Origin of the sequence: Kribbella sp. NPDC049227 (assembly GCF_043197265.1) — a bacterium.
Lineage (GTDB): Bacteria > Actinomycetota > Actinomycetes > Propionibacteriales > Kribbellaceae > Kribbella.
This window is the reverse complement of sequence record NZ_JBICST010000005.1, coordinates 548101-572954: the sequence shown is the minus strand read 5'-3', so window position 1 is coordinate 572954 and position 24854 is coordinate 548101. Positions and strand designations below refer to the sequence as shown.

Here is a 24854-nt window from a genome sequence, read left to right as displayed (position 1 = left end):
CCAGAGCCCAGGTACGGCGGGCGGATTGCCGTCTGATCCAGTGCGACGGCGGCGCCGGGGTTGCGGCGCCGCCGTTGCCTGGGGCTACTTTCCGGTGGTGTAGCGGATGACGTCGTTGCGCAGTACGTCGCCTGAGACCTTGACGATGCGCAGGGTGTGGTCGGCGTTCTTCAGGCCGGTTTGGGTGAAGGCCGGGCGGGCGGTGACGCGTGCATCGTTGGCGAGGTTCACTCGGCGTACGAGCTTGCCGTCGAGGTAGACGTCGGCATCGCCCTGGTCCGGGCCGAGTGCGGTGAGCCATTCGACCCCGGTGCCACGGAAGGCGAAGTCGATCGCCGCACCATTCGCGGTGGCGTAGTGCACGTCGTCGTGATGGTCGCCGCGGAACCGGAAGTCGAGCACCGTACTGCCAACAGGCTGGGCCGCCAGGTACTTCTTGCTGATCGTCACAGCCGTTCCGTCGACGGTGTAATCGGTCCCCTTGACGAGGTCCTTGCCGCCCTTCGCGATCCCGTCCAGTTCGGCGGAGTCGCGCCCGATCTGGACACTGACATCGGCCTGCGCGGACGGGTTCTTGTCGAACGCCGCCGTGTCCGGGTTCAGCAGGCTCTCCTGCCGCACGTTCAGCTTGTCGAGCAGCATGAACTGTCCGGACTTCTTCACACCACGGATCGTGTGAGTTCCGTTCGGCAGGTCCGAGATGCTGTACACGACCTGCTGCGCACCGCGCCCGTCGGCCGGATCGCGATAAGTGTCGACCGTCGCCTCGAGCGCACCGTCGATGTAGATCTCGACATCGCCTTGCGACTCGTGCGTCTCCGTCACATAGTCCACCCCGGTGCCGACGAAGCTGTACGTGAACGCGTCCCCGTTGGCCTCGGTGTACTGCACGTCGTCCTGATAGTCACCCAGCCCGCGACCCGTGCTCCGGCTCCACGAACCCGTGTAGACGATCTCCGGGTCGTCGTTGTTCACCGAAATCGTCCGCACGCCGGCATTGGTCGACTTCGCGGTCGCGCCGGCCTTCGCTGCCGACGAGTCGGTCACCGCGACCGTGAGCGGTTCGGAGACCGCCGGTACCTCGAAGTTGCCGTTGCGCTGCCAGGTTCCGTCGTACGACACCCGCAGATCGTCGTCGTTGACGCTGACCTTCGAGTCCTTCTGCGGCGTGACGGTGAACAACCGGGTCCCATGCGGCGGCACGGTCGCGGCGGTGTAGCCGGACGCGAACTGGCCCAGGTTCTTCTTCGCCCACAGGTCACGCACCTGCGCGGACCCGTCCAGTCCGAGGTCCGCCCAGTTCACCGTCATGTCGGCCTCGGTGGTCCCAAGGTTGAACAGGGCAACGGTGTACGAGCCGTCCGCGTTGAGCGAGTACCACGTCTGCCGGTTGGTCTTGGTGGACACCGGTTGGGCCGGCCGCCCGGCCTGGTTGACCGCGATCACCTCGCGGTTGGTCAGCAGTTCGAGGCCGTACGCATCGAGCTTGGTCATGTCGTTGCCGATGTAGAACGGGGCCGCGGACACTGCCCACAGCGTCGCCGCCGTACGCCGCTCGTCCTTGGTCAGCCCGTCCATCGTGCCGTTGCCGACGTCCAGGGAGTCGAGGTCGTTCCACCCACCCGGTCCGCCATGGCGCCACCAGTCGGCGAGCTTGGGGAACAGTCGCGCGATGTTCTGCCACGTCGTGAGTGCCTCACCAGGGCAGTAGCACTCGACGTCCCAGTCGATCCGCCACCCGTTCGCGTACTGCTTCCAGTAGTCCGCGTAGTTGATGTCGAGTGCCCAGGACAGCTCGAGCCAGATGCCGTGGCGGGCGAGAGCCTGCGACCAGGCCTTGACCTCGTCGCGGGCGTCCATGGACAGGTCGCTGACCCCTGAGCCCGGCGTCACGCTGTCGAACTTCAGGAAGTTGACGCCCCAACTGGCGTAGAGATCGGCGATCGAGTTGATGTACGCCTGCGCGCACGGCTTCGCGACGTCGATCCGGTAGCCGAAGCCCCAGTAGTCGCCCTTCTGCAGCGGTTGGACCGCCAGGTCTCCCGTCGTACATCCGGGTGCGCCGTACACCGGAAGATTGGCGTCCAGCATCGCCTTCGAGATGCCGGGGATGCCGTAGAGCCCGATCTTCTGGCCGTTCGCGTGGACGTGGTCGATCACTGCCTGCAGGCCGTCGGGGTAGAGCGTCTTGCTCGGCACCGGCCGGCCGTAGTCGTCGATGCCGCCGTTCCAGCCCGCGTCGATGTTGATGTACTCGTACCCGTACGGCTGCAGCTTCTGGTGCATCGCATCCGACTGCGCCTCGATCTGGTCGGCGGTGATCCAGCTACCGCCGTTCGGCGAGTACACCTGCATGCTGTAGCTGCTCCAGCCCATGTAGGGCTTCCGCGCCTGCTCACCCGCCGGCGGGTACGTCGTACTGGCCGCGGTGACCGTCTGCAGCGGAGCCGCGCCGGCGGACGACGCCGCGGTCAGGCCGACCGGGAGGAGAGCGGCGACGGCGAGCGCCACGAGTGGTCCTCGGATCGCCTTGTTTCGAAGGAATCTGGTCATGAGCGGCTGACCTCTCTACGGGTCCCCGAAGAAGCGATCGGATAGGATATCTGAACCCTGAGGCCTTTTACTTACTCTTGTCAAGTATGTGAGCGCGGGGAAATGCACCCGCCGTCGGTCAGGTCGCTGCGATGGTGATCAGGACCTTGCCGACTGCTCCACCCTCGACGGCTGCGTGGGCCGCGGCCGTGTCTTCGAGTTGGTAGCGGTGCAGTGGGAGGCCGGCCTGCTCTCCGACGCGGTAGGCGCCGTCCTCGATGGCGTGGTTGATGCCTTCCGCGGCGGCCGTGATCCGGTCCCAGCCGAGCGTGTAGAGCAGGACGAACTGGTAGCGGGTGTTGAGGCCCATGTTCCGCCGTACGTCGAGCTCGAACGGCGCACCGCCGTCGTTGGCGTAGATCGAGATCGTCCCGCGCGGACGGAGTACTGCGAGGTCGAGCTCGGCGTTCGCGCCTGCTGCGACTTCGACGACGAGGTCGACACCGTCGGGAGCGATCCGCCTGACCACCTCGGCCGCGTCCGGCTTCGTGTAGTCGACGACGTGGTGGGCGCCGGCGGCCGTCGCGAGTGTGGCCTTCGACTCCCGGCTGACTGTCGAGATCACGGTCGCGCCGGCCCAGCGGGCGAGCTGGATCGCGGCGTTGCCCACCGCACCGGCTCCCCCGGCGACCAGGATGGTCCGGCCGGACAGCGCGCCTGGCCGGAGCCGGTCCGCGCCGCCATCGCCGACCGTCAACGCGCGGTGTGCGGTGATGGCCGGGATGCCGGTACTCGCGCCGAGCTCGAAGTCCGCGTTCGCCGGCAGGGGGAAGACGCGGCCGGCGGGGACGACAGTGAACTCCTGGGCAGTGCCGCTGGCCGGGCGGCCGTCGCCGGCCAGAGTGACCCAGACACGGTCGCCCACGCTGAGACCGTCCACACCACCGCCGATCGCGTCGATCACACCGGCACCGTCGTGGTTGGGCACCGTGGCCTCGTCCGGTCCACCGCCGTAGGAGCCGCTTCGCGACTTCCAGTCCGTCGGGTTCACCCCCGACACCATCACCCGGATCCGCACCTCACCATCACCCGGCTCGGCGACCGGCCTCTCCCCGAGCTCGAGGACCGACGGATCTCCGGAACGCGCGTACGTGATAGCTCTCATACCTTGCATCCTCCTCCCGCACGGCGAGAGCAGCTAACCCGCACCCAGATGCCCTACAGCGATTGGCGACGGGTCCCGCAAGCACCCCCCTCTGATTGCGCAGCCTGCGGGACGCCGTCGCAACCACCCTGCTGTGGTCGCGGGAACACCGCGCCGATCTGGCGCCAACTCGCCACCTGCCCAGGAGCGGCCGGGGTCAGAGCCAGCCGCGGCGAATCGCCTCGGCGCCGGCCTGGAAGCGGCTGTGCACGCCGAGGACCTTGAGCAACTCCGCCACCCGGCGACTGTAGGTGCGCGGTGAGAGACCGAGCCGGGGCGCCGCGACCTCGTCGGGCGCACCCGAAGCCAGCGCGGGCAGGATGACGGCGAGGTGCGGTGGAGGCAGGTCTCGATCGATGCCCTCCGGATCGGCTCCGGCGTTCCACAGATGCTGGTGGACTGCCACGAGTGCGCCGACGACACTCGGGTCCTGCACGATCTGGAACCCGTCCGCCAGCACCGTCGAGTTCAACGGCAGCAGGGCCGTGTGCCGATCGATGATCGAGACCTTGAGCGGCACCGCGTCCACCACCCGCGCCTCGCCGCCGGATCGGTAGACGATCGCGCCCAGTTGCTGGTCGGCGAGCAAGCCCGCTCGCGAGGTGACCTGACGCACTCTGGCGCCGCGGCCGAGCGCCGCGCGGAGAGTCGCCGGACCGCGCCGTTGGATCGGATCCGGTACGTCGTTGGCCAGTAGGTAGCTGGTGTCGTCGAAGCTGAGGATCTCCCGGCGCGCCTGCGCCCGCAGCTTGGTGATGGTGTCCCAGAGCGACGACTGCGACCCACGCACGGTGTGGGCCGGTGCGGTCGCCCCCAGCCGGACCCGGCGCCTGCCCTGCTCCAGGGCATGCCTCACCTGCTCGACCGGCTCGGGCCTCCGTGTCATCCGTCCATTCTGGCCTCGATGGCGGGTCCACCTCCCCGCTGGCGAGTTCCTGCCACCCTGCGGGTGATCGCCGAGGCCGAGCAGATGCTGGCGCCATGCCACAGTCGACCTCAGCGCCGAATCCGGACCAGGTGACTGATCTGGTGACCCCAGTCGTCGTTCGGGTCGCGGTCACGATCGGCCTGCTCTCCGCGATCTGCGCGGAGCCCACGCCGGTGAGCCAACTGGCGATCGGCTTGGGGATCGACGAGTCGGTCCTACGGCGCCTGGTGCGATTCCTCGCCGTACGCGGAATCCTCGGTGTGGACGCGAACGGCGTGGTGTCGTCGACCGCGCTCGGCCGGCGCATCGGGGACCGGACTGGACCGTATGCAGCCCGGTTGGACTGGAGTGGTGCGGCCGGACGGATGGACAGGTCCTTCGTGGAGGACTGTCTGGCGGCACTGCTTGGCCGGCAGCGCAGACCTGATCCCTGGGCGGTCTTCGACGACGATCCTGTGCTCTCAGGCTCGTTCGACACGCTGATGAGCGCGCGCGCAGCCGAGTGGGCCGACGAACTCGTCGACGATCCGCTGTGGGGGCGGCTGGGCAGCATTGCGGATCTGGGCGGAGGCCGAGGCCACCTCCTCTACCGCCTCCTGCGGGTTTGGCCGCACCTCAACGGCGTACTCGTCGAACGCCCCGGTCCGGCCCGAGCCGCGCAGGAGGAAGCCGAACGCCTCGGCCTGACCACCCGCGCGAAAGTAGTGACCGCCGACCTTCGCGGACCGTTGCCCACGGGGTACGACGCCTACGTCCTGGCGCATGTCCTGCACGACTGGAACGACGAAGGCGCCGCCGTCATCCTGCGGCGAGCAGCGGAGGCATGCCGACCCGGCGGTCGGGTTGTCGTCGTCGAACGCGAGCTGACCGATGACCAAGCAAGTTCCGCGGCGGGGCTGGACGCCACCGCGCAGGATCTCCGGCTGTTCGTGCTCTTCGGCGGAGGCGAGCGCACGCACGACGACCTGCGTGCGTTAGCCGAGTCGGTCGGCCTCTCGCTGGAACGACGGCGGCGGCTGACCTCGGGTCGGTCCCTGCTCGTCTTCGCCCGAGCTCCGCTGGATGGCCCTAGTCGGTCGGAAAGGTGATCGGCGTGTCTTGAGTGCCGATCAGCGTGAGGAGCCGCGAGCCTTCGAGCTCGATCGCCTCCTGCTCATCAGTGGTCAACGGGCGGTGGGGTGTGATCCGCAGGCTCGGTTCCTTGCCACGGTGGTGACGCCAGTCGGCCTGGTAGTCGCCGTCGATGAGGAGCGTGCCCATCGCGGCGCCGTTGCCCGGCGGCAGTGGGATCGCCCGTCCGGACGGATTGACCCGCCGGCGATCCGCGTGCGAGAGCAGCAGATTGTCGTACTCCGGCAGGAACCGCACCGGCGCGGGTGTTTCCGGATCAGGCAGCGTCCCGTCCGGTACGTCGTACAACTCCCGCCCGTCGTCGTCGGCGTACACACGCAGCTCGAGCCGATCCACGACCTCCCGCAGCTTGGTCAGCCCGGACCAGGTCTGTACGTCGGCCACGCTCGCGGGACCGAACGCCGCCAGATACCGCAGTACGAGCGAGTCGATCGAACAGTCGGTCTCCGGCGACCGGCCGAGCCAGCTCTCGATCGTCTGCAGAGCAGCAGGGCCGTTCTCGCCCCAGATCCCGCGGGGAGTGACGTGGACCGTGCCGGTCAGGTAGCTGACGGCGTACGCCATCGCCGTGGCGTCCCAGTCCGGCCAGCGCTCACCGAGCACCTCGCGTAGCCGGCTGCGGGTGTACGGCTCCTGGCTCAGCAGCTCAGTGCCGTAGGCAACGACCGCGTCGATGTCGGCCCCGGCCAGTTGCTTGCCGAAGGCACCCCGCAGCCCTCGATCCGCGACCGGATGCAGGAGCCGCCACAACGACAGGCAGTCCTCGGCGGTGACGAGATGAATCGTCGCTCGCAGCAACGAGGAACGCACGAGCCGGCGCGATCTCAGCAGCGCGGACAGCTCGTCGGGGTCGAAGCTGTCGAGCCTCGACCACAGCGCGACGTACGGCGCCAACGGCGCCTGGGCCTGGAGCCCCACCAACCGCTCGATCAGCTCGGTCGGCGGCCCGCTCCCCCGGTCCAGCAACTGCTGACGCTGGAGCAACGCCCGATTCAGGGCACGACGGCTGAGCATCGAACGCGGCACCGTTGCACTCATCGCCCCAGCGTACGGAAGAACGACTCAGTAGCCAGCGTTGCCGCCCGACGAGGACGCCTGGGTGGTGATCTTCTGGCCGTTCGTCGAGTCCACCCACCAGGTGCCGTCGACGCCCTGGCCGTTCACGTCGCCGGCCTTGGAGTCGTTGGCGAAGTGGTAGAGCGGCCATCCGGCCAGCGTCACCTGCTTGGTGCCGTCGGTACGGGTCACCGTGCCCACCAGCGACGGGTCGACCCCGCTGACCTGCGGCGTACCGGAGCCTGCGAGGAACGGCGGCCACAGCGCGGCGCAGCCGGTGTAGCAGTTGGACTTGGACGGCTTGGCGGTGTCCAGGTCGTACACGTAGAGCGTACGGCCCGTGCCGTCGACAACAATCTTCCCGAAGTTCCCGGCGGTGGCCGTGGACACCTTCGCCGGAGCGTTGGAGGCCGGCGCCGACGCGGCCGGCGTGCTCTGCGGCGCGGGGGCCGCGCTCGAGCCATCGCCGCAGGCTGTCAGGGTGGCCAGCCCGAGCACGGCCGTGCCGGCGAAGAGGGCAATGCGCTTCATGTCAGGTTTCTCCTTGCGCTGTTGATCATTCGACACTCCTCACACGGCCGGATCGAACCGCCGGGTTCAGAGCGCGGAGCAGGTCTGCGGCTGGCACCCAGCACGCCTTCCTGCTAGCCGGTAGATGGGATGCCCGCAGGCCCTGACGACTCGGACGCCGGGTTCCCAGCAGGCTGGAACGGTCGGAACACCGCCAGATCCGAAGGGTCAGCCCATGAACGCCGTCGCGGACCTCGCCGAAGTCGTCACGGAGTCCGTGACCGCACCGTCGGGACGGCTCGTCGCCGGGCGGTACCGGCTCCGGTCGCTGCTGGGACGCGGGGCCATGGGACGGGTCTGGCTGGCCGAGGACGAACTGTTGTGCCGGCCGGTCGCACTCAAGCAGCACCTGGCGAACGACACCGGTTCGGTGGAAGAGGCCAGGGCGGCGCGGGCCAGGTCGCTCAACGAGGCGCGGACCGCTGCCCGGGTCAGTCATGACGGCGTGGTCAGGATCCTCGACCTCGTCCGCGAAGGCAGTCTCCCCTGGATCGTGATGGAGCCGCTGTCCGGGCAGACTCTGGCCCAGGTGATCGCCGCCGAAGGACCCCTGCCGATCGACCGGGTGATCCGCCTCGGCCTGCGTCTGCTCGACGTACTGCGGAGTGTCCACGCGGCCGGCATCGTCCACCGCGACGTCAAGCCGGGCAACGTGCAACTGTGTGCCGACGGCCGGGTGGTGCTGACCGACTTCGGCGTCGCCTGCATGCACGACGAGGACTTCGACTGCGAGCACGGTGTGGTCGCCGGCAGTCCGGCGTTCATGTCCCCCGAGCAGCTCCACGGCGACGAGCCCGCACCGCCGTCCGACCTGTTCTCACTCGGCGCGACGCTGTACGCGGCCGTCGAGGGCAGAACGCCGTTCGACCAGGGCGCCGTGATGGCGACGCTGACCGCGGTTGCCGAGAATCCGCCCGGCCCCTGGCTGCGGGCAGGCCGGCTGCGCCCGGTCATCGCCGGCTTGCTGGCCAAGGACCCGGCCGAGCGTCTCACTGCCCGCGCTGCCCGGGCTGCCCTCCTCGACCTCGCGCTAACCTGAGTCCAGGCGGCGTAGGGAGTGGAGATGAGCCGGACCCGAGTGGCGATCGCGGATGACGACGTCTTGCTCCGGGAAGGGCTCGCGAGCCTGCTGGAGCGCTCGGGATTCGAAGTCGTCGGCCAGGCCGGCAACGGCCCGGCACTGCTGGCGCTCGTCCGGCAACACCTCCCGGACCTGGTGATCATCGACATCCGGATGCCACCCGGCCACTCGACCGAGGGTCTGGAGGTGGCGCAGGCCATCCGGCAGGAGCGCCCTCAGACCGCCATCCTGCTGCTCTCGGCCCACGTCGAGGTCGAGCACGCGATGCAGATCCTCGGCAGTGGACAAGGCGTCGGCTACCTCCTCAAGAGCCGCGTCACGGACGTGGACGAGTTCGTCGAGACGCTGGAACGGGTCGCCCGGGGTGGCTCCGTGGTGGACCCGGCGCTGGTGAAGGAGCTCGTGGACTCCCGCCACCGGCAGGACCCGCTCGCGGTGCTCACCGAGCGCGAACGCGAAGTCCTGGCGCTCGTGGCCGAGGGCCGGTCGAACGCCGGTGTCGCCCGGCAACTGTGGGTCACTGAAGGCACCGTGGAGAAGCACGTCCGCAGCATCCTCACCAAGCTCCAGCTGCCCGAGGCCGACGACGACCACCGCCGTGTCCTGGCGGTCCTCACCTATCTCGAGGGCCGCTGACCCCTGACAGCGCCCGGCGCAAGATTGCAGGCAGCCGGTAGGCGGGTTGGCCGCTGGCGCTGAGGTCCGATCCTCGCTCGCCCGGAAGGGTTGAAGTACGGCCAGAACGCGCGTGACCAGCGCGGATGCCGTTCACCCCCGAGGAGCGTCATGTCGAACGTCCGCCTGTCAACGACGACGACCGCGGCCGCCGAAGCCGGACAGCGGTTCCGCGTTCTCGTCCTGCTGGCCCTGGTCGTCCTGCTCGACCAGACGACCAAGCGCTGGGCCTGGCAGCACGTCGACGGCTCGATCATCAATCGTGGCAGCGACATGCTCGCCGGCCCGCGGATCGGCCACTGGTACGCCGACCCGTCCACGGGCGCGCTCCTCGACCTCGCCGGTCTCGGTGTGCTGATCACGGCGTACGTCGTACTGGTACGGCGCCGGCGCCCGACGCTCATCCTCGTCTCCACAGCCCTGGCGATCGGCGGATGGGGCAGCAACCAGCTCGACCGGGTCGGCCTGCACTCCTGGACCGCTCCGGGCAGCGTCCGCGGCGCGGTCGACTTCATTGCTCTCAGCCACTACCGCTACAACCTCGCGGACATCGTCATCGCCGTCGCGACCCTCGTCCTCGGAGCCTCGCTAAGCTACCGCTCCGGTACCGCAATCTACCGTCGCCTCCGGACGCACCGGGAGATGTCGGTCCAGCCACGGACCGTGACCGGATCGATGTCCAGAGGTGCAGCTAGCCGGAATGCCACCGGTCTACTTCGCTGAAATGGTGGAACCATGGTTCGCTGCATCATCGTCGACGACAGCGCGCGCTTCCTCGAGGCCGCGCGGGCGGTGCTGGAGTACGACGGCATCCAGGTGGTGGGGACCGCCTCGACCAGCGCGGACGCACTCGAACTGGTGGCGCGGCTGCGGCCCGACGTGACGCTGGTCGACATCGACCTCGGTGCCGAGAGCGGACTGCGACTGGCCGCCCGGCTGGCCGAGCAGGCCAACGGCTCGCCGGCTCCGTTGATCATGATCTCCGCTCATTCCGAGGAGGACTACGCTGACCTGATCGCGGCGAGCCCGGCGATCGGGTTCCTGTCGAAGACGGCATTGTCCGGTGCCGCCGTCCGCGAGACGCTCGGTGAAGCCGGAGGGCCCTCGGGACGGTGAGCACCGCGAGAACCCGGGAGCACGGCGACCAGCCGGCGAGGCGGATGAGGGGTCTCGGCCTGAGTGTCCGGATCATCACCGCCAGCGTTCTGCTCGCCGTGATCATCGCCGCCGCCTTCGCCGTACTGCTCTCGTCGGTGACCGAACTGCGCAGCCTGGAGCGACGGGCGCAACAATCCGAGGACGTGCTGGTCGCCGCGAACCGGCTGGAGCGGCTCATCGTAGAGATGGAGGACGGGCAGCGCGGCTTCCTGCTGACCGGATCCGAGCAGTTCCTGCAGCCGTGGGTGGAAGGCCGCGCGCAGTTCCCGCAGCAGGCCGCCGGCCTGGAGGACCTTGTCGCCGACAACCCCGAACAACACGCTCGGGCCGAGGCCCTCACCCACGCCGGGACGTCGTACCTGAACGACTACTCCGTACCGCTCGTCGCCGCCGCCAGGCGGGATCGGGCGTCGATCGACGTCCTGCCGGCGACCACAGAGGGCAGGCAACGGGTCGACGCGATGCGGGCGCAGTTCGATCAACTGCTGGACGCCGAGAAGCAACTGGCGATGACGCGCCAGGACAGTGCGCGCGACGCGGCCGGGCGCGCGATGTTCGCCGCAGCCGCGGGCCTGACCGGTTCGGTCCTGCTGGTGGCGCTGTTCACCTGGTATCTGAACCGGAGCATCCTTCACCCGGTACGCCGTACCGCCGCCATGGCCGAACGGCTCGCGGCCGGTGATCTCGGAGCCAGAGTGTCCGACGACGGTGTCGGCGAGATGGGCGTGCTGCAGCGGACCTTCAACGCCATGGCCGCGGCCGTGGAGCAGGCGCAGCGAGACCTCGCCGGTTCGCGGGCACGCATCGTCGCAGCCGCCGATCGGGCTCGTCAGCGGATCGAACGCGATCTGCACGACGGCACGCAGCAGCGCCTGGTGGCGCTGGCGCTCCAGCTCCGGGCGGGCGAGGCAGCGGTGCCACCCGACCATCCGGAAGTCCGCGCCCAGCTTGCCAACGCCGCCCGCGAGCTCACCAACGCGACTGACGAGCTGCGGGAGCTGTCCCGGGGAATCCATCCGGCGATCCTGACCGAGGGCGGCCTCGGTCCGGCCCTCAAGGCGCTCGCTCGCCGCAGCCCCGTGCCGTCTGAGCTCACAGTGGACATCCCAGCCAGGCTCCCCGAGGCGGTGGAGGTCTGCGCGTACTACGTGGCGTCGGAAGCGCTGGCCAACACCGTCAAACACGCCAACGCGTCGGCGGTGTGGATCGACGCCCGCGTCAGCGAGGGTCGCCTGCACCTGTCGGTCCGCGACGACGGCACCGGTGGTGCGGTGCCTGCTCAGGGAACGGGGCTGATCGGGCTGGCCGACCGGGTCGAGGCACTAGGTGGCACGATCTCGGTGGACAGCCCGGCCGGTGTGGGTACCACGCTGCTGGTGGACCTCCCACTCGAATCCGGCACCGAGACCCAGCCGAGCTGGTCACGTCCCGGCAGCCGGATCCGCCCATGATTCCGCCCCTGCTCAGCTAGCGCGCGCCCGGCGTACGACCGCGTCGAATCCGGCGGCCAGCAGCAGTACGGCGCCCGTGACGACCCACTCGTAGCCGGCCGAGTTCGCGCCCTGGATCAGGTCGCTCATCCCGTTGATGATGACCGCGACGACCAGTCCGCCGAGGACCGCGTCGATGACACGGCCGTGCCCACCGAACAGCGACGTACCGCCGATGACCGCGGCACCGACGGCCAGCAACAGGGTGTTGCCGGCGCCGGCGTTCGACTGGACCGACTGCAGCAGCGAGGCCGCGACGACCCCGGAGACGGCCGCCATGCCGGAACAGATGGCGAACACCGAGATCCGGATCCGGGACACCACGATGCCCGCGCGCCGCGACGCCTCTTCGTTACCGCCGACGGCGTACAGATGCCGGCCATACGGCGTACGACTGAGGATGAAGTGCCAGCCGGCGAACAGGAGCACCAGCAGTACGACGACCCACGGCATGCCCTGCGCCTTGTTGCTGAAGAACGCGTTGGCGGACAGGTTGCGGTTGATCCCCATCTCGTACGTGAACGCCGCGCCGAGCGCCGCCAGCACGACCACCTTCGCCGCGATCACGGTGAACGGCGGCCGGGACAGCCCCGAGCGTTGGCGTCCGAGTGCGTCGTTGACCTTGACCGCGCCGTACCCGATCACGAACAAGGCCCAGAGGACCCAGCCGAGCCACAACGGCACGAAGCTGTTCTCCAAACTGATGATCGGCGAGTCGGCGGGCAGCGTCACCGCCCCCTGGCCGCCGATCAGAATCAGCGTGACGCCTTGGAACGCCAGGAACGTCGCCAGCGTGATGACGAACGACGGTACGCCGACCCGGGCGCGCAGCCAGCCGATCCCGAGACCGATGAGGACGCCCACGCCCAGGCCGATCAGGAGTCCGAGCCACCAGGGCGCACCGTGCCGGATCATCAGCACGGCCATGATCGCCGAACACAGTCCGCCGGTCGTGCCGGCGGACAGGTCGATCTCGCCGAGCAGCAGGACGAAGACCAGGCCCATCGCCATCACGATGATCGGCGCCGCCTGGATCACCAGCGCCTCGATGTTGTAGGCACTCAGGAAGCCCTGGTGCACCACGGCGAACACGACGGTGATCACGATCAGGCCGACCATCGCGGGGATGGAGCCCAGCTCGCCACCGCGGACGCGGCCGAGATAGTCGCGGATGTAGGCACTCAACGCGCCGAGTCCCTCGACCGGCTCCGCGCTGTCCGGCTTGACGAGGTGATCTGTCTGGGCGCTCATATCGCCGCTCCGGTCGACTCTTCGCGGGACAGGCCCAGGTCGCCGGAACGTCCGGCGGTGATCAGCTCGACCACCTGCGTCTGGGTCACGTCCTCGCGCCTGACCTGCGCCGCCATCCGGCCCAGGAAGAGGACGCCGATCGAGTCGGCGACCTTCATCACGTCGTTCATGTTGTGCGACACCAGAATCACTGCCACGCCCTGCTCGGCGAGCCGGCGGACCAGGTCGAGCACCTGCTCGGTCTGCGCGACGCCGAGCGCCGCCGTCGGCTCGTCCAGGATGACGATCTTCGACTTCCAGAGCACCGACTTGGCGATCGCCACTGTCTGCCGTTGACCGCCGGACAGGCTCGCCACCTGCTGCCGTACCGACCGGACGGTCCGTACCGACAACGAGGTCAACGCCTGTCGCGCCAGCTTCTCCATCGAGTTCTCGTCGAGCGTGTGCAGGCCGGTGACCTTCTCGCGGCCGAGGAACATGTTCTGGACGACGTCGAGGTTGTCGGCCAGCGCCAGGTCCTGGTACACGATCTCGACGCCGAGTTGCGCGGCGTCCCGCGGGCCGGTGACGACGTGCGGCGTACCGTCGAAGACCAGTTCGCCCGCGTCGATGCGGTGGATGCCGCCGATGCACTTGATCAGGGTCGACTTGCCCGCGCCGTTGTCGCCGACAAGGGCGGTCACCTCACCGCTGAGGGCGGTGAGGTTGACCGAGGACAACACGTGGACCGGTCCGAAGGATTTGTCGACCCCACGCAGTTCCAAAGTGGGTACGCCGGCCATCACGGAGTCTTGATGCCGTTGGCCGCGCACAGCTGGACCAGCGCGGGGGTGGGGCAGACGGCCGCGGCCGTCACGTAGCCGTCGGTCACCGGCTTGGCCACGTTCGCCTTGGTGATGACGGTCGGGTCGGCCAGGTACGCCGGGACCTCGCGACCGTTCGTCGGGTCCTTGACCGTGGTCGGCGCGGTCGGCTTCTGGCCGGCCAGGATCTGTCCCGCCAGCTTGATCGCCACGTCCGCCTCACCGGCGACGGGCTTGTAGATGGTGAAGGCCTGCGTTCCCGCCATCACGTTGTCGAGACCACCGGCGGTCGAGTCCTGCCCGGACACCGCGACCTTGCCCGCGAGACCCTGGGACTTCAGCACGTTGATGACCGACTGCGCCATGGTGTCGTTGGCAACCATGACCGCGTTGATGTCGGGGTGCTGGCCGAGCATCGTGGTGAACACGGTCTGCGCGGTGGCGGCATCCCAGTTGCCAGTCTGGTCGGCGAGCTTCTTCCAGCCCGGCTGCTTCGACAGGACCGAGTTGTAGCCCTGGGCGAACTGCGTGGCGTTGTTGTCGGTCGGCGCACCGTCGATCTCGACGTAGTTGACCGCGCTCTTGTTCTTGACCTGCGGGGCCTGGGTCAGGGCCGTGCCCTGGTCCTCGCCGACCTTCACGTTGTCGTAGGAAACGTAGTACGACGCTGTGCCGCCGGAAGTGAGCCGGTCGTAGTCGATCGTGACGACGTTGTGCTGCTGGGCGAGGGCCTCGATCGCCTTGCCCGAGCCCGGGTCCAGGTTCACGACCAGGAGGACGCCGACGCCGGCGTTGATCAGAGCCTGCGCCTGCGACTGCTGCGTGGTCGCGCTGCCGTTGGCGTTGTCGATGAAACAGGTGAGCTTGTTGACCGCGCACTGCGCCTTCAGGTCGTTCGGGTCCGCCGCGACCCAGCGCGGCGAGGACGCCGTGTCGGGCAGCAGGATGCCGACCTTCGTGTTCGCGGGCGGGGCACCGCCGGCCGAGGAGGTCTTGTTGTTTCCACAGGCGACCAGCCCGGCCGTCATCGCGGTTGCGACTCCGGTCACGGCCACGACGGTGCGGAGTGTTCTACGCATGTCCCAGGGAGCCTTCATACTGGCAACACTCCGCCCGGGCGGACGACACATCATCCCGGCAAGCGCCCGACCTACCTACCAGCTAGCCGCACTCCGCGGGCTCCCGCTAACTGCAAAGGAAGAGCACCACGCCGCTCTCCCGCATCCCAGCGACCCCGGCCGACGTCGGCGTCCCTGGGGTCATCACCAGGGATTGTCCCAGGGGCGACGGGGACGCGGACGCGCGATGTTCTTGTCATGACTACTTCACAGCTCACCGCAGCACCCTTGGCGAACACGCACCGTGTGCAACTCCATGACCTGGCGGACGCCGCTCGGCTGACTGCCGCCGTACCGACCGACCTCATCAGCCGGCTCGCGGCCGCGCCCGGCCTGGTCCGCCCGGGCATCTCGCACTGGGACATGAAGACCCGGCTCCCCCTGCACCCGCTGTCCATCGAGAACGCGTACGGCGACCCGCGGTTGCTGCGCGATCTCGCCGTACCCGGTGCGACCTACGCCCACCAGCTGAACGTGGACGTCGTCGTCGGCGCCGAGACCGGCGGCATCCCGCTGGCGGCCGCCGTCGCGCTCGCCGCTGATCTGCCGTTCGCGTTCGTCCGCAAGACCGGCTACGTCGGGCACGAAGACAACGAGCCACGCGTTCGCGGCGCCTCCGTCGCCGGTCAGCGCGTCCTGCTCGTCGACGACGCCATCTCCCAGGGCACCGCACTCGAGGCCTTCGCCAACCAGCTACGACTCGAGGGCGCGATCCTCGTCGGCGCCTTCACCCTGGTCGACATGCGCGACGTCGCCGACTCCGTGACACCGACCGCGCTGACCCTCCCGATCGCGTCCGTCGCGACGTACCTCCAGGTCCTCGACAGCGCCACCGACCTCGGCATCCTCGAGCCGGCCATCCACGACCTCGCCGTCGACGCCCTCATCAACCACTGGCCCGACCAAGACCCCCGCTGGTCCCTCCTCGCCGCGTGACCCGGCTGCATTTGCCGGCAGCAACTGTCAGAGTCGGTACGGTATGGGGATGTTCGAGCTCGGCACCGATGGTCCACGGTCGATCCTGGTCGGGGTCGACGGGACGGAGACGTCTCTGCGGGCCGGGTCGTACGCCGCTGGACTGGCCAGGCGCCAAGGCGCGCAGGTGATCGTCCTGTTCGTCCACGTCCCGGCCGGAGGCGGCCTGCTGAACCCGCAGCTGATGGAACTGCAGCGCCAATCCCAGCTCAGCGTCGTCGAGGAACTGCGCGAAGAGGTGCACCGCAACGCCGAAGCCCTCGGCCTGCACGTCACCTTCCACGAACGCCACGGCAACCCCTACCTCGAACTCGTCCGCCTCGCCGACGAACTCCGCGTCGACGCAGTGGTCGTAGGCGCGTCCATGCAATCCGGCCACCGCCTCATCGGCTCCCTGGCCACCCGCCTCGTCCGAGACGCCCGCTGGCCGGTAACCGTCGTACCGTGAAGCACGCGAGTCCTAGGGTGAAGCATGGTGGAAGAGGCTGACGGGTATCGGCTCCGGCCCGCGACCAGCGAAGACGACGCCTTTGTCTATGAGTTGCATGGGGCGGCCATGGGTGCGGTCGTCGAGGCGACCTGGGGACCTTGGGACGAGGCGGTGCAGCGCGGGTTTCACGAGCGGTCGTTCTTGCCGGAGCGGCTGCGGATCGTCATGGTCGATGAGGTGGAGGCCGGTGTCGTCGACGCCGGGTTCGCAGCGCCGGCCGTCTTCTACATCGGGCGGATCGAGATTCTGCCGCGGTTCCAGGGAGTTGGGCTCGGGTCGCGGATTCTGCGGGATCTGCTCGCGGCGGCTCGGGGACGCGGAGCCGCCGCGGCAGAACTCCATGTTCTGAAGGCGAATCGGGCCAGAGCTCTCTACGAGCGGCTCGGATTCGTCGTCATCGCGGATGAGGATCCGAAGTTCCGGATGCGACTGGAGTTGCCGGACGCTGGTGACGCGGCAGCAGGGCACTGACCACCGCGATGGCCACGCCGAGCGCGGCGGCGACGAGGAAGACCAGGTCATAACCGTCAACGAAGGACGCCGGCCGACCGGCGGCCGTCGTGAGCGCCGCAAGACCGATCGATCCACCCACCTGACTGGCGGTGTTGGCGAGGCCGCCGACGATCCCGGCGTCGCTCTCAGGGACGTCGGCGGTCACCGCGGCCATCAGCGTCGGGAAGGTCAGCCCGATGCCGGCCGCGACGAGCAGCGTCGGCCAGAGGATGCCCGTGAGATAACCGGTATCGGCACCCGCCTGCGCAAGCCATCCGAACCCGGCCAGGAAGAACGCGCTGCCGGCCAGGATCAAACGGCGTACGCCGGTCCGCGGCAACAGCGCCGAAGCCAGTCGCGCGACCACGACGAACGTCACGGCCGCCGGCGTCTGGCCGAGGCCGGACCGCAGTGCGCTGTAGCCGAGGACGTTCTGCAGGAACAGCGACGTGAAGTACCACATCGCGATCGCGATCCCACCGAACAGCACCAGCATGCCGTTGCCGACAGCAACCTTCCGGAGACGGAACAGCCGGAGCGGCATCATCGGCCGGGCGGCGACGCGTGCCTCCACCAGCGTGAAGACCGCGAGCAACAACAGGCCTGCCACGATCGGTACGACGACCGGCACCGATGTCCAGCCACGATCGGTGGTCTGCATGACGCCGTAGATGAGAGCGGCCAGACCCGCCGTGCCGGTGACGGCGCCGGTGAGGTCGAGCGATTCCCGTCGGCCGGTGCGGACGCCGGCGAGCGAGGTCATTGCCACGACGATCAGCACCGCACCGATCGGGACGTTGATCAGGAAGACCCATCGCCACGACAGGCCCGTCGTCAGCGCGCCGCCCGCGACCGCGCCGGCCATCCCGCCCACACCACCGGACGCGGACCATGCGCCGAATGCTCGCGCACGTGCGTGTTCCTCGGTGAAGTGAGTGTTGATCACGGCCAGCGTTGCCGGCGCGAGCATGGCGGCTCCCATGCCCTGCACAATGCGGGCCGCGACGAGGACCGCGGGGTCGGCGGCCAGACCGCCGACCAGGCTTGCCGCGGAGAACAGCAACAACCCTGCGGCCAGCATCCGCCGGTGGCCGAACAGGTCGGCGGCGCGGCCGCCGAGCAGCATGAAGCCGGCGAACGTCAGCAGGTAGCCGTTCACGACCCAGGCCAGGCCGGTGGAGCTGAAGCCGAGGTCCCGCTGGATCGAGGGCAGGGCGACGTTCACGATGGACGCGTCCAGGATCACCATGAACTGGCTGGCACACGCCAGCGCCAGGATGATCCACGCGGATCTCCTGACCGCGGGCTGCGTTTCTACTGCGGGGTGCATATCGAGACCTTCCCGGGAGAGTTGGTATCAGTCAGGCGAGCGTTGGGTAGTCGGTGTAGCCGCGGTGGTCGCCGCCGTAGAACGTGGTGTGGTCCGGCGTGTTGTAGGGGCCGCCGGCAGCGAGGCGATCGGGTAGATCGGGGTTGGCCAGGAACAGCGCCCCGAAGGCGATGAGGTCGGCGGTGCCGTCCTCGAGCAGGTCGAGGGCATCCGGACCGGTGAGCTCGGGATGGGTCTGCGGGTTGAGGATGAACGTGCCGGTCCACTCCTTGCGCAGCCGGTAGGTCAGGTCGCGGTCCGGGCCTTCCATCAGATGCAGGTAGCTCAGCTCGAGCGGGGTCAGCCGTGCGAGCAGAGCGCCGTACGTCTCGTAGGGATCGACCTCGACGATGTCGTTGTTCGGCACGCCGGGTGAGATGCGAAGCCCGACATTCTCGGCGCCGATCGCGTCCGCGACCGCGGAGGCCAGTTCGACCGGGAAGCGGATCCGTCGCTCGGCCGCGCCGCCCCAGCCATCGGTACGGCGGTTCGCGTTGGGCGCGAGGAACTGGTGGATCAGGTATCCGTTGCCACCGTGCAGTTCCACACCGTCGAACCCGGCGGCCATCGCGTTGCGGGCCGCAGCAACGAAATCGTCGACGGTCCGGGAGATGCCGGTCTCGGTCAGCTCCTTCGGCGTGACGAAGTCCTGAGGCCCTTCGTGGGTGAAGACCTGTCCGCGCGGGGCCGTTGCGGACGGGGCGACCGGGTGCAGGCCGTCCGGAAGCAGACTGGGGTGGCCGATGCGGCCGGTGTGCAGGAGCTGCGCATAGATCACGCCGCCCGCGCGGTGCACGGCGTCCGTCACCGTTCGCCACGCTGCGACCTGCTCGGCACTGTGCAGTCCCGGCGTATTGGGGTACCCCTGGCCGACCAGCGAAGGCTGGGTGCCCTCGGTGACGATCAGGCCGGCTCCCGCCCGCTGCGCGTAGTACTCCGCGGTCAGCGCTGTTGGACTCGCTCCGGGTCCGTACGCGCGACTGCGGGTCATCGGGGACATCACGATGCGGTTGGCCAGGCGCTTGCCACCCAGGTCGTACGGGTCGAAGGCCATCGACATGGTCGGACTCCCGTTCTCGAGGGAGGTCGCCGCCCTCCGCGGCAACCAATACCTGTTCGAACAGGTAATGCCCTCGAGGCATTTCCGTCAGCTCTGTGACCTGCATCACTCCTCACCTTGATTTCGCAGGCCAGGCCGGTCGGCAGTAGGTGGATCCGTATCCGGTATGGTGACAACTGGTTGAACAGCTAAATGACCCCGGTGAGAGGCTGATGAGTCCTTCAGAACACACGCCAGTGCCGTCCATGCCGGCCCAGCCGCTGACGAACGCGATCGTCCGAGTGGCACGGCTGCACCGGATGATCGCCGGGCACCTGCTGCGCCCGCTCGGCCTGCGCCTCGGTCAGGAGCTGGTCATGATGCAACTGTGGGACCGCGGTCCGCAGAGCCAGACTGAACTGGTCCGCGTTCTCGGCTCCGACTCCGCGACCATGACCCGCACGGTGCGACGGCTGGAGAACGCCGGCTTCGTGCGCGTCCGGCCCAGCACCACCGACAAGCGGGCCACGATCGTCGAGGCCACTCCGGCCAGTCAGTCCGTACGGCGCGAAGTCGAGCGCATCTGGGCGCACCTGGAGGAGAGCGCCACCGGCGACCTCACCTCCGCCGAGCAAGCCGATGCGCTGGCAATCCTCCAACGCATCGAAGACAGCCTCACCCGCGCCGCCGCCCCACCTGCCTAGGTCGTGTCTGGTAATCCCGCGCAGTAGGCGGGGGATTACCAGACACGGCCTAGCCTCGCCAGACCAGGGACTCGGCCCGTGTCTTCCACTGGTGTGACCGGACGGCGGCGGCGCGACCTTGGAGGAGTACAGAGGGACGGTCTAGGGAGGCAACCTCATGAAGCTCTTCCGCGGATGGCAAGGCGCCGAGGCGGCGGCTGACCGCACCTCTGCGCCGGCCGGTCCGGACAACGGCCCGGTCATCGTCCTGGTCGACGAGCACACCACCGACGTGGAGGCGCTGGAATGGGCCACGGCCGAGGCGGCGGCACGAGGGTCCGAGTTGCGGATCGTGTACGCGTTCCGCTTTCCCCGTCTGCTCGACCCGGTCGGCAATCCGACCGTGGACCTGCAAACCCGTGAGTCGGCCGAGGACGTCGTCACAGTGGCCGTCCGCCGCGCCCGCCGGATCGCACCGGACCTGCGCATCAGGACCCACGTCTTCCCGGGCAGGCAAGTCACGGCCCTGGTCACCGAGGCACGCGAGGGCGACAGAGGACTCGTCGTTCTCGGGCATGGTCGCCGGTCCAGGCTCGAACGGTCACTGACGCGCCGGTTGGCCCGCGGTACGACGGCCTCCCTCGCGGTGATCGGACTCTCGAAGCAAGGCGCAGTCGGGCCGTCCGCGGGCCGGGTGGTCGTCGGTGTCGACGACAACGGTGGTCCACCAGCCGTGCTCGGGTTCGCGTTCCGCGCCGCGCGGCGCCGGGGCACCGGCCTGACGGTCGTGCACGCCGCCGCGTCGAGCCGGCGCAGGTCAGTCGAAGACGCGGTGCAGATCTGGCGAATGGCCTATCCGGAGGTCGACGTCCAATGGGACTTCACCCGTGGGCCGATCGACAGTGCCGTCCTGGCCGAGTCGCCGGCGGCCGCGCTGACAGTGCTCGGTGCGGACCGTCACGCTTGGCTTCACCGGGTGGTGCGCGGCTCCGCGTCGTACAACGTCCTGCGGCTCGCCCGCGGTCCGGTCGTGATGGTCGGAACCGTCTGAGCGCCACCGTTGCGCCGGATCGGTCCCGGGTGCAAGCCTGACCTCGTTGCGGCGTGCCGACCGATCCGTCAGGGCCGGAGGCAGTCGCCTGGGAACGGCGGGGTGGGCATGGGAGATCGTGAACTGCGCGGCCGGCGACACGAGAACGCCGTACTCGACGGGCTCCTCACCGCCGCACGAACCGGTCAGAGCGGAGTCCTGGTCCTGTGCGGCGAGGCCGGCGTCGGCAAGTCGGCGTTGCTGGATTCGCTGGCGGCACGCAGCCAGTCCTACCGGGTCACGCGGGTGGTCGGGATCGAGTCCGAGATGGAGCTCGCCTTCGCCGGGCTGCACCAGCTCTGTCAGCCGTTCCTCGACCATCTCGATCGCCTGCCGCGTCCGCAACAAGACGCTCTGGGTACGGCGTTCGGCCTGACGGGCGGCGCGGCCCCGGACCGGTTCCTGGTCGGCCTCGCCGTCCTCAACCTGCTGTCCGACGCGGCCGGGAAGCTGCCGGTCGTGTGCATCGTCGACGACGCGCAGTGGCTCGACCGGGTGTCCGCGCAGGTCCTCGCCTTCGTCGCCCGACGGCTGGCGGCCGAGTCGGTCGTGATGATCTTCGGCGTTCGCCACGGCGAGGAGCACGAGCTGGCCGGATTGCCCGAGCTCGAGATCCGTGGCCTGGACGACACGGACGCGCGGGCGTTGCTGGACTCGGTGCTGCCGGGCCCGCTCGACCCCCGCATCCGGGACCGGATCGTGGCCGAGACGCGCGGCAACCCGCTGGCACTGCTCGAGTTGCCGCGAGCCTGGAGCGTGACCGAGCTCGCCGAGGGCGACTCCGTGGGGACGCTGTCCGGCCGGCTCGAGGAGGGCTTCGTACGACGGCTCGAAGTACTGCCGGCCGACACTCGCCTGCTCCTGCTGACCGCCGCGGCGGAACCGCTCGGCGACGCCACCCTGCTCTGGCAGGCGGCGGAACGACTGGGGCTGGGCGCGGACCCGGCAGCGAGCGCGATCGAGTCCGGACTGATCACGTTCGGCCAGCACATAAGGTTCCGGCATCCGCTCGTGCGATCGGCGGCGTACCGGATGGCCTCACCTCCGGACCGGCAAGCCGTGCACCAGGCGCTGGCAGAGGTCACCGATCCCGAGACTTCACCGGACCGGCGCGCATGGCACCGCGCGCAGGCGACAGCCCTGCCGGACGAGGAAGTCGCGGCAGAGCTCGAGAGCTCGGCGCGGAGAGCGCAGAGCTGCGGTGGACTGATCGCGGCCGCCGACTTCCTGGAACGCTCCACGGAGCTCACACCTGAGCCGGCCCGCCGAGCCGAGCGGGCACTGGCCGCGGCGACAGCGAAGCGCGGGTCCGGGGCACTGGATGCGGCGCTGGAACTGCTCAATGGAGTGACCGCCGGCCCGCGGGACGAGCGCCGGTCGGCCGAGGTCGAGCGACTCCGCGGCCAGATCGCCTTCGACCAGGGCCACGCCCGCGACGCCGCCCGCCAGCTGCTGAGCGCGGCCCAACATCTCGATCCGCACGACCCTGACCGGGCCCGAATGACCTACCTGGAAGCGATGTCGGCCGCGATCTGGGCGAGTGGCCCGGGCGCTCCGGACATCCTGGCCAAGGCCGCGGCCGCGGCTCCTCCCCCGGTCGACTCGGACCCACCGGCGGACCTGCTGCTCCAGGCCCTGGCCCTGCGCTTGCGCCGCGGGTACACGGCCGCCGCACCCCACCTGACCAAGGCACTCGACCAGGCCCGCCAAGCCGTGATCGGTGCGGAGGACGTCAGCAGCTGGCTCTGGCTCGCTGGGAACCGCGCGGCCGGCATGGTCGCGATCGAGGTGTGGGACTTCGACACCGCGCACGAACTCGCCCTCCGCCAGGACCGGATGGCCCGGGAGACGGGGGCGCTGGTGCAACTGCAGTTCGCCCTCAACTTCCGCGCCAACCTGCTGTGCCTGACCGGTGACCTGTCCGCGGTGGCCGGCCTGGTCGAGGAGGACCACCAGCTCGCCGCGGCCACCGGCAACCGGCAGATCCGGTACGGCGGCATGCTGCTCGAGGCCTTCCGGGGCAACGAGGTGACGGCGACCGGGATGATCGAGACGACCATCCGCGCGGAGACCGAGCAGGTCCAGGGCCGGATGGCGGCCTTCGCGACGCTCGCGAACGCCGTCCTGCACAACGGCCTCGGCCGCTACGAGACCGCCCGGGACGCGGCGCTGCAGGTCTTCGAGCAGGACATCGTCGGGTACGGCGTACTCGTCGTGGGCGAACTGGCCGAGGCGGCTTCGCGGACCGGCGACACGAGACTCGTCGAGTCGGCACTCGCCTGGCTGACCGAGCGCACCGCGGCGACCCCGACCGAGTGGGGTCTCGGCATGCAGGCCCGGGTCGAGGCCTTGCTCGGCGCGGGCGAGGACGCCTACCGCAGCTCGATCGAGCACCTGAGCCGGACCACGATCGCCGTCGAGGTGGCCCGTTCCCATCTCCTGTACGGCGAATGGTTGCGGCGGGAGGGCCGTCGCATGGATGCCCGTGATCACTTGCGGACGGCCCACGACCAGCTGGCCGCGATGGGCCTCGAGGCCTTCGCCGAGCGAGCTCGCCACGAACTCCTCGCCACCGGGGAGACGGTCCGCAAGCGCTCACCGGAGACGCTCAACGACCTCACCGCGCAGGAGGCGCAGATCGCCGGGCTGGCGCGGGACGGTATGACCAACCCCGAGATCGCGGCGCAGCTGTTCATCAGTCCCCGGACCGTGGAGTGGCACCTGCGCAAGACGTTCTCCAAGCTCGGCATCACCTCTCGCCGGCAACTGCGCACCGCGTTGGCCCGCCCCGCCTGACCGAGACCAGTGTGTTCCACGGGGGCGAAGGCGCCCTCCGGAACCGACAGTCGAAGTGTGGACAACAAGCTCGAACCCGTCGTCGTACCCGTGTCCGATGTTGATCGGTGCCGGCACTTCTACCGTGCGCTCGGATTCCGGCTGGATCTCGACCGGACGGACGGCAACGGCCGCCGGGTCGTCCAGCTCACGCATCCGGGCTCGCAGTCCTCGATCGTCCTCGGCACCGGCACCGACTCGGCCCCACCAGGTTCGGCGCGAACCGTACTGAAGGTGCCCGATCTCGAGGCGGCCCGGGCCGAGCTGCTGGCTCGCGGCGCGGCACCGGGTCCGATGTCCCGGTGCCAGGACGGATCCGGCTACCTGACCTTCCGCGATCCCGACGGCAACCAGTGGATGCTGGTGGGCGACGTACCGGCGCGCTGAGGCTTACGGTGGCATCACCCTGAAGGGGGTGGGGGATGCCTGCGCTCGAAGCGTTTTCGCATGTTTCGCTGACCGTGACCGATCCGGAGCGGAGCGCCGAGTTCTACAACCGCGTGCTCGGCACCGAGACCGTGTTCTCGGCCGGCGCCGACACCGGACGGCTCGTCGTCGTCGCCCGCCCCGGTGTGACGATCGCGCTGCGGGACCATCCCGAAGGCACGGGCGAGAGCTTCGACCCGGTCCACGTCGGGCTGGATCACCTCGCGTTCCAGGTTTCGTCGCAGGCGGAGCTGGAGTCCTGGCACCGCAGCCTCGAGGCCCAGGGGGTGACCTGCTCGACCATCGAGGCGAGTCCGTTCGGCCTGCACCTGAACCTCAAGGATCCCGACAAGATCGCCATCGAGCTGTTCGTCTCGCAGCCGTCCTGAGCACCGACGAAACCCGGCCGGAGCTCGCTGCTCCGGCCGGTTCGGGTGGGGCCGGGACCAACGGGCGAC

At 69.3% G+C, this 24854-nt stretch carries 24 protein-coding genes; 14 read left to right on the top strand and 10 right to left on the bottom strand.

The genetic code is table 11. The annotated features are described in order from the left end of the window. Window positions 1–84 precede the first annotated feature (84 nt). The 3 genes from ACGFH6_RS25020 to ACGFH6_RS25010 all read right to left on the bottom strand — a co-directional run bounded on the left by ACGFH6_RS25020 (window position 85) and on the right by ACGFH6_RS25010 (window position 4622). A complete protein-coding gene (locus tag ACGFH6_RS25020; RefSeq protein ID WP_393388196.1) occupies window positions 85–2553 on the bottom strand; it encodes a X2-like carbohydrate binding domain-containing protein in 2469 nt (822 codons plus the stop codon). Window positions 2554–2671: 118 nt separating this feature from the next. Further along, complete coding sequence (locus tag ACGFH6_RS25015; RefSeq protein WP_393388194.1) at window positions 2672–3697, bottom strand: NADPH:quinone reductase; 1026 nt, start codon at window positions 3695–3697, stop codon at window positions 2672–2674. 196 nt (window positions 3698–3893) lie between these two features. Next, complete coding sequence (locus tag ACGFH6_RS25010; RefSeq protein ID WP_393388191.1) at window positions 3894–4622, bottom strand: hypothetical protein; 729 nt, start codon at window positions 4620–4622, stop codon at window positions 3894–3896. A gap of 95 nt (window positions 4623–4717) precedes the next feature. Here ACGFH6_RS25010 and ACGFH6_RS25005 point away from each other — a divergent pair, with 95 nt between their 5' ends. Continuing rightward, on the top strand, window positions 4718–5752 hold the full coding sequence (locus tag ACGFH6_RS25005; protein ID WP_393388188.1) for a methyltransferase: 1035 nt from the start codon (window positions 4718–4720) through the stop codon (window positions 5750–5752). Here ACGFH6_RS25005 and ACGFH6_RS25000 read toward each other — a convergent pair. Both ACGFH6_RS25000 and ACGFH6_RS24995 read right to left on the bottom strand, forming a co-directional pair. After that, window positions 5733–6833, bottom strand: coding sequence for a winged helix DNA-binding domain-containing protein (locus ACGFH6_RS25000; protein WP_393388186.1), 1101 nt, complete (start codon window positions 6831–6833; stop codon window positions 5733–5735). The two genes, ACGFH6_RS25005 and ACGFH6_RS25000, sit on opposite strands and share 20 nt — an antisense overlap. A gap of 24 nt (window positions 6834–6857) precedes the next feature. Beyond that, window positions 6858–7382 carry a hypothetical protein gene (locus tag ACGFH6_RS24995; RefSeq protein ID WP_393388183.1) on the bottom strand — a complete coding sequence of 175 codons (525 nt, stop codon included), beginning with the start codon at window positions 7380–7382 and terminating at the stop codon, window positions 6858–6860. Between the two features lie 214 nt (window positions 7383–7596). Between ACGFH6_RS24995 and ACGFH6_RS24990 the strand changes: the two genes are divergently transcribed. The 5 genes from ACGFH6_RS24990 to ACGFH6_RS24970 all read left to right on the top strand — a co-directional run bounded on the left by ACGFH6_RS24990 (window position 7597) and on the right by ACGFH6_RS24970 (window position 11786). Beyond that, entirely contained in the window at window positions 7597–8460 is an 864-nt protein-coding gene (locus ACGFH6_RS24990) for a serine/threonine-protein kinase (protein ID WP_393388180.1), read from the top strand. A gap of 24 nt (window positions 8461–8484) precedes the next feature. Continuing rightward, window positions 8485–9138 (top strand): response regulator, encoded by a 654-nt coding sequence (locus ACGFH6_RS24985; RefSeq protein ID WP_393388177.1) that lies wholly within the window; start codon window positions 8485–8487, stop codon window positions 9136–9138. Window positions 9139–9288: 150 nt separating this feature from the next. After that, window positions 9289–9900, top strand: a complete 612-nt coding sequence (locus tag ACGFH6_RS24980; protein ID WP_393388174.1) for a signal peptidase II — start codon at window positions 9289–9291, stop codon at window positions 9898–9900. A 12-nt stretch (window positions 9901–9912) separates the two neighbouring features. After that, entirely contained in the window at window positions 9913–10293 is a 381-nt protein-coding gene (locus ACGFH6_RS24975; protein WP_393388171.1) for a response regulator transcription factor, read from the top strand. After that, window positions 10290–11786, top strand: coding sequence for a CHASE3 domain-containing protein (locus ACGFH6_RS24970; RefSeq protein WP_393388168.1), 1497 nt, complete (start codon window positions 10290–10292; stop codon window positions 11784–11786). The genes ACGFH6_RS24975 and ACGFH6_RS24970 overlap by 4 nt, the downstream gene beginning before the upstream one ends. A gap of 12 nt (window positions 11787–11798) precedes the next feature. Here ACGFH6_RS24970 and ACGFH6_RS24965 read toward each other — a convergent pair whose 3' ends face one another. From ACGFH6_RS24965 to ACGFH6_RS24955, 3 genes are read right to left on the bottom strand one after another with little or no spacing between them, the layout of a single operon-like run. Continuing rightward, a complete protein-coding gene (locus tag ACGFH6_RS24965; RefSeq protein WP_393388166.1) occupies window positions 11799–13076 on the bottom strand; it encodes a sugar ABC transporter permease in 1278 nt (425 codons plus the stop codon). Next, window positions 13073–13858, bottom strand: a complete 786-nt coding sequence (locus tag ACGFH6_RS24960) for an ATP-binding cassette domain-containing protein (RefSeq protein ID WP_393388163.1) — start codon at window positions 13856–13858, stop codon at window positions 13073–13075. The genes ACGFH6_RS24965 and ACGFH6_RS24960 overlap by 4 nt, the downstream gene beginning before the upstream one ends. Beyond that, entirely contained in the window at window positions 13858–14928 is a 1071-nt protein-coding gene (locus tag ACGFH6_RS24955; RefSeq protein ID WP_393388160.1) for a sugar ABC transporter substrate-binding protein, read from the bottom strand. The genes ACGFH6_RS24960 and ACGFH6_RS24955 overlap by 1 nt, the downstream gene beginning before the upstream one ends. Before the next feature lie 267 nt (window positions 14929–15195). Here ACGFH6_RS24955 and ACGFH6_RS24950 point away from each other — a divergent pair, with 267 nt between their 5' ends. From ACGFH6_RS24950 to ACGFH6_RS24940, 3 genes are read left to right on the top strand one after another with little or no spacing between them, the layout of a single operon-like run. After that, on the top strand, window positions 15196–15933 hold the full coding sequence (locus ACGFH6_RS24950) for a phosphoribosyltransferase family protein (protein WP_393388158.1): 738 nt from the start codon (window positions 15196–15198) through the stop codon (window positions 15931–15933). Between the two features lie 49 nt (window positions 15934–15982). Next, a complete protein-coding gene (locus tag ACGFH6_RS24945) occupies window positions 15983–16420 on the top strand; it encodes a universal stress protein (protein WP_393388155.1) in 438 nt (145 codons plus the stop codon). Window positions 16421–16444: 24 nt separating this feature from the next. Further along, window positions 16445–16933, top strand: a complete 489-nt coding sequence (locus ACGFH6_RS24940; RefSeq protein ID WP_393388152.1) for a GNAT family N-acetyltransferase — start codon at window positions 16445–16447, stop codon at window positions 16931–16933. Here ACGFH6_RS24940 and ACGFH6_RS24935 read toward each other — a convergent pair. Both ACGFH6_RS24935 and ACGFH6_RS24930 read right to left on the bottom strand, forming a co-directional pair. Beyond that, a complete protein-coding gene (locus tag ACGFH6_RS24935; protein ID WP_393388149.1) occupies window positions 16857–18284 on the bottom strand; it encodes an MFS transporter in 1428 nt (475 codons plus the stop codon). The two genes, ACGFH6_RS24940 and ACGFH6_RS24935, sit on opposite strands and share 77 nt — an antisense overlap. Window positions 18285–18315: 31 nt before the next feature. Continuing rightward, entirely contained in the window at window positions 18316–19383 is a 1068-nt protein-coding gene (locus ACGFH6_RS24930) for an alkene reductase (protein WP_393388146.1), read from the bottom strand. 212 nt (window positions 19384–19595) lie between these two features. Between ACGFH6_RS24930 and ACGFH6_RS24925 the strand changes: the two genes are divergently transcribed. The 5 genes from ACGFH6_RS24925 to ACGFH6_RS24905 all read left to right on the top strand — a co-directional run bounded on the left by ACGFH6_RS24925 (window position 19596) and on the right by ACGFH6_RS24905 (window position 24785). After that, window positions 19596–20066 (top strand): MarR family winged helix-turn-helix transcriptional regulator, encoded by a 471-nt coding sequence (locus ACGFH6_RS24925; protein ID WP_393388143.1) that lies wholly within the window; start codon window positions 19596–19598, stop codon window positions 20064–20066. Window positions 20067–20223: 157 nt separating this feature from the next. Further along, window positions 20224–21096 (top strand): universal stress protein, encoded by an 873-nt coding sequence (locus ACGFH6_RS24920; RefSeq protein WP_393388140.1) that lies wholly within the window; start codon window positions 20224–20226, stop codon window positions 21094–21096. A 108-nt stretch (window positions 21097–21204) separates the two neighbouring features. After that, window positions 21205–23931, top strand: a complete 2727-nt coding sequence (locus ACGFH6_RS24915; protein WP_393388137.1) for an AAA family ATPase — start codon at window positions 21205–21207, stop codon at window positions 23929–23931. A 57-nt stretch (window positions 23932–23988) separates the two neighbouring features. Beyond that, on the top strand, window positions 23989–24357 hold the full coding sequence (locus ACGFH6_RS24910; RefSeq protein WP_393388134.1) for a VOC family protein: 369 nt from the start codon (window positions 23989–23991) through the stop codon (window positions 24355–24357). Window positions 24358–24392: 35 nt separating this feature from the next. Then, window positions 24393–24785: a VOC family protein gene (locus ACGFH6_RS24905; protein WP_393388131.1), complete on the top strand. Its 393-nt coding sequence runs from the start codon at window positions 24393–24395 to the stop codon at window positions 24783–24785. Window positions 24786–24854: the final 69 nt, after the last annotated feature.

What these genes read in the sequence shown, in the direction of transcription:
- ACGFH6_RS24960 (WP_393388163.1), bottom strand. Translation starts at nt 13,858, where the DNA reads ATGGCCGGCGTACCCACTTTGGAACTGCGTGGGGTCGACAAATCCTTC.
- ACGFH6_RS24925 (WP_393388143.1), top strand. Translation starts at nt 19,596, where the DNA reads ATGAGTCCTTCAGAACACACGCCAGTGCCGTCCATGCCGGCCCAGCCG.
- ACGFH6_RS25010 (WP_393388191.1), bottom strand. Translation starts at nt 4,622, where the DNA reads ATGACACGGAGGCCCGAGCCGGTCGAGCAGGTGAGGCATGCCCTGGAG.
- ACGFH6_RS24935 (WP_393388149.1), bottom strand. Translation starts at nt 18,284, where the DNA reads ATGCACCCCGCAGTAGAAACGCAGCCCGCGGTCAGGAGATCCGCGTGG.
- ACGFH6_RS24945 (WP_393388155.1), top strand. Translation starts at nt 15,983, where the DNA reads ATGTTCGAGCTCGGCACCGATGGTCCACGGTCGATCCTGGTCGGGGTC.
- ACGFH6_RS24975 (WP_393388171.1), top strand. Translation starts at nt 9,913, where the DNA reads ATGGTTCGCTGCATCATCGTCGACGACAGCGCGCGCTTCCTCGAGGCC.
- ACGFH6_RS24950 (WP_393388158.1), top strand. Translation starts at nt 15,196, where the DNA reads ATGACTACTTCACAGCTCACCGCAGCACCCTTGGCGAACACGCACCGT.
- ACGFH6_RS25015 (WP_393388194.1), bottom strand. Translation starts at nt 3,697, where the DNA reads ATGAGAGCTATCACGTACGCGCGTTCCGGAGATCCGTCGGTCCTCGAG.
- ACGFH6_RS24940 (WP_393388152.1), top strand. Translation starts at nt 16,445, where the DNA reads ATGGTGGAAGAGGCTGACGGGTATCGGCTCCGGCCCGCGACCAGCGAA.
- ACGFH6_RS24920 (WP_393388140.1), top strand. Translation starts at nt 20,224, where the DNA reads ATGAAGCTCTTCCGCGGATGGCAAGGCGCCGAGGCGGCGGCTGACCGC.
- ACGFH6_RS24915 (WP_393388137.1), top strand. Translation starts at nt 21,205, where the DNA reads ATGGGAGATCGTGAACTGCGCGGCCGGCGACACGAGAACGCCGTACTC.
- ACGFH6_RS25005 (WP_393388188.1), top strand. Translation starts at nt 4,718, where the DNA reads ATGCCACAGTCGACCTCAGCGCCGAATCCGGACCAGGTGACTGATCTG.
- ACGFH6_RS25020 (WP_393388196.1), bottom strand. Translation starts at nt 2,553, where the DNA reads ATGACCAGATTCCTTCGAAACAAGGCGATCCGAGGACCACTCGTGGCG.
- ACGFH6_RS24990 (WP_393388180.1), top strand. Translation starts at nt 7,597, where the DNA reads ATGAACGCCGTCGCGGACCTCGCCGAAGTCGTCACGGAGTCCGTGACC.
- ACGFH6_RS24905 (WP_393388131.1), top strand. Translation starts at nt 24,393, where the DNA reads ATGCCTGCGCTCGAAGCGTTTTCGCATGTTTCGCTGACCGTGACCGAT.
- ACGFH6_RS24985 (WP_393388177.1), top strand. Translation starts at nt 8,485, where the DNA reads ATGAGCCGGACCCGAGTGGCGATCGCGGATGACGACGTCTTGCTCCGG.
- ACGFH6_RS24930 (WP_393388146.1), bottom strand. Translation starts at nt 19,383, where the DNA reads ATGTCGATGGCCTTCGACCCGTACGACCTGGGTGGCAAGCGCCTGGCC.
- ACGFH6_RS25000 (WP_393388186.1), bottom strand. Translation starts at nt 6,833, where the DNA reads ATGAGTGCAACGGTGCCGCGTTCGATGCTCAGCCGTCGTGCCCTGAAT.
- ACGFH6_RS24980 (WP_393388174.1), top strand. Translation starts at nt 9,289, where the DNA reads ATGTCGAACGTCCGCCTGTCAACGACGACGACCGCGGCCGCCGAAGCC.
- ACGFH6_RS24965 (WP_393388166.1), bottom strand. Translation starts at nt 13,076, where the DNA reads ATGAGCGCCCAGACAGATCACCTCGTCAAGCCGGACAGCGCGGAGCCG.
- ACGFH6_RS24995 (WP_393388183.1), bottom strand. Translation starts at nt 7,382, where the DNA reads ATGAAGCGCATTGCCCTCTTCGCCGGCACGGCCGTGCTCGGGCTGGCC.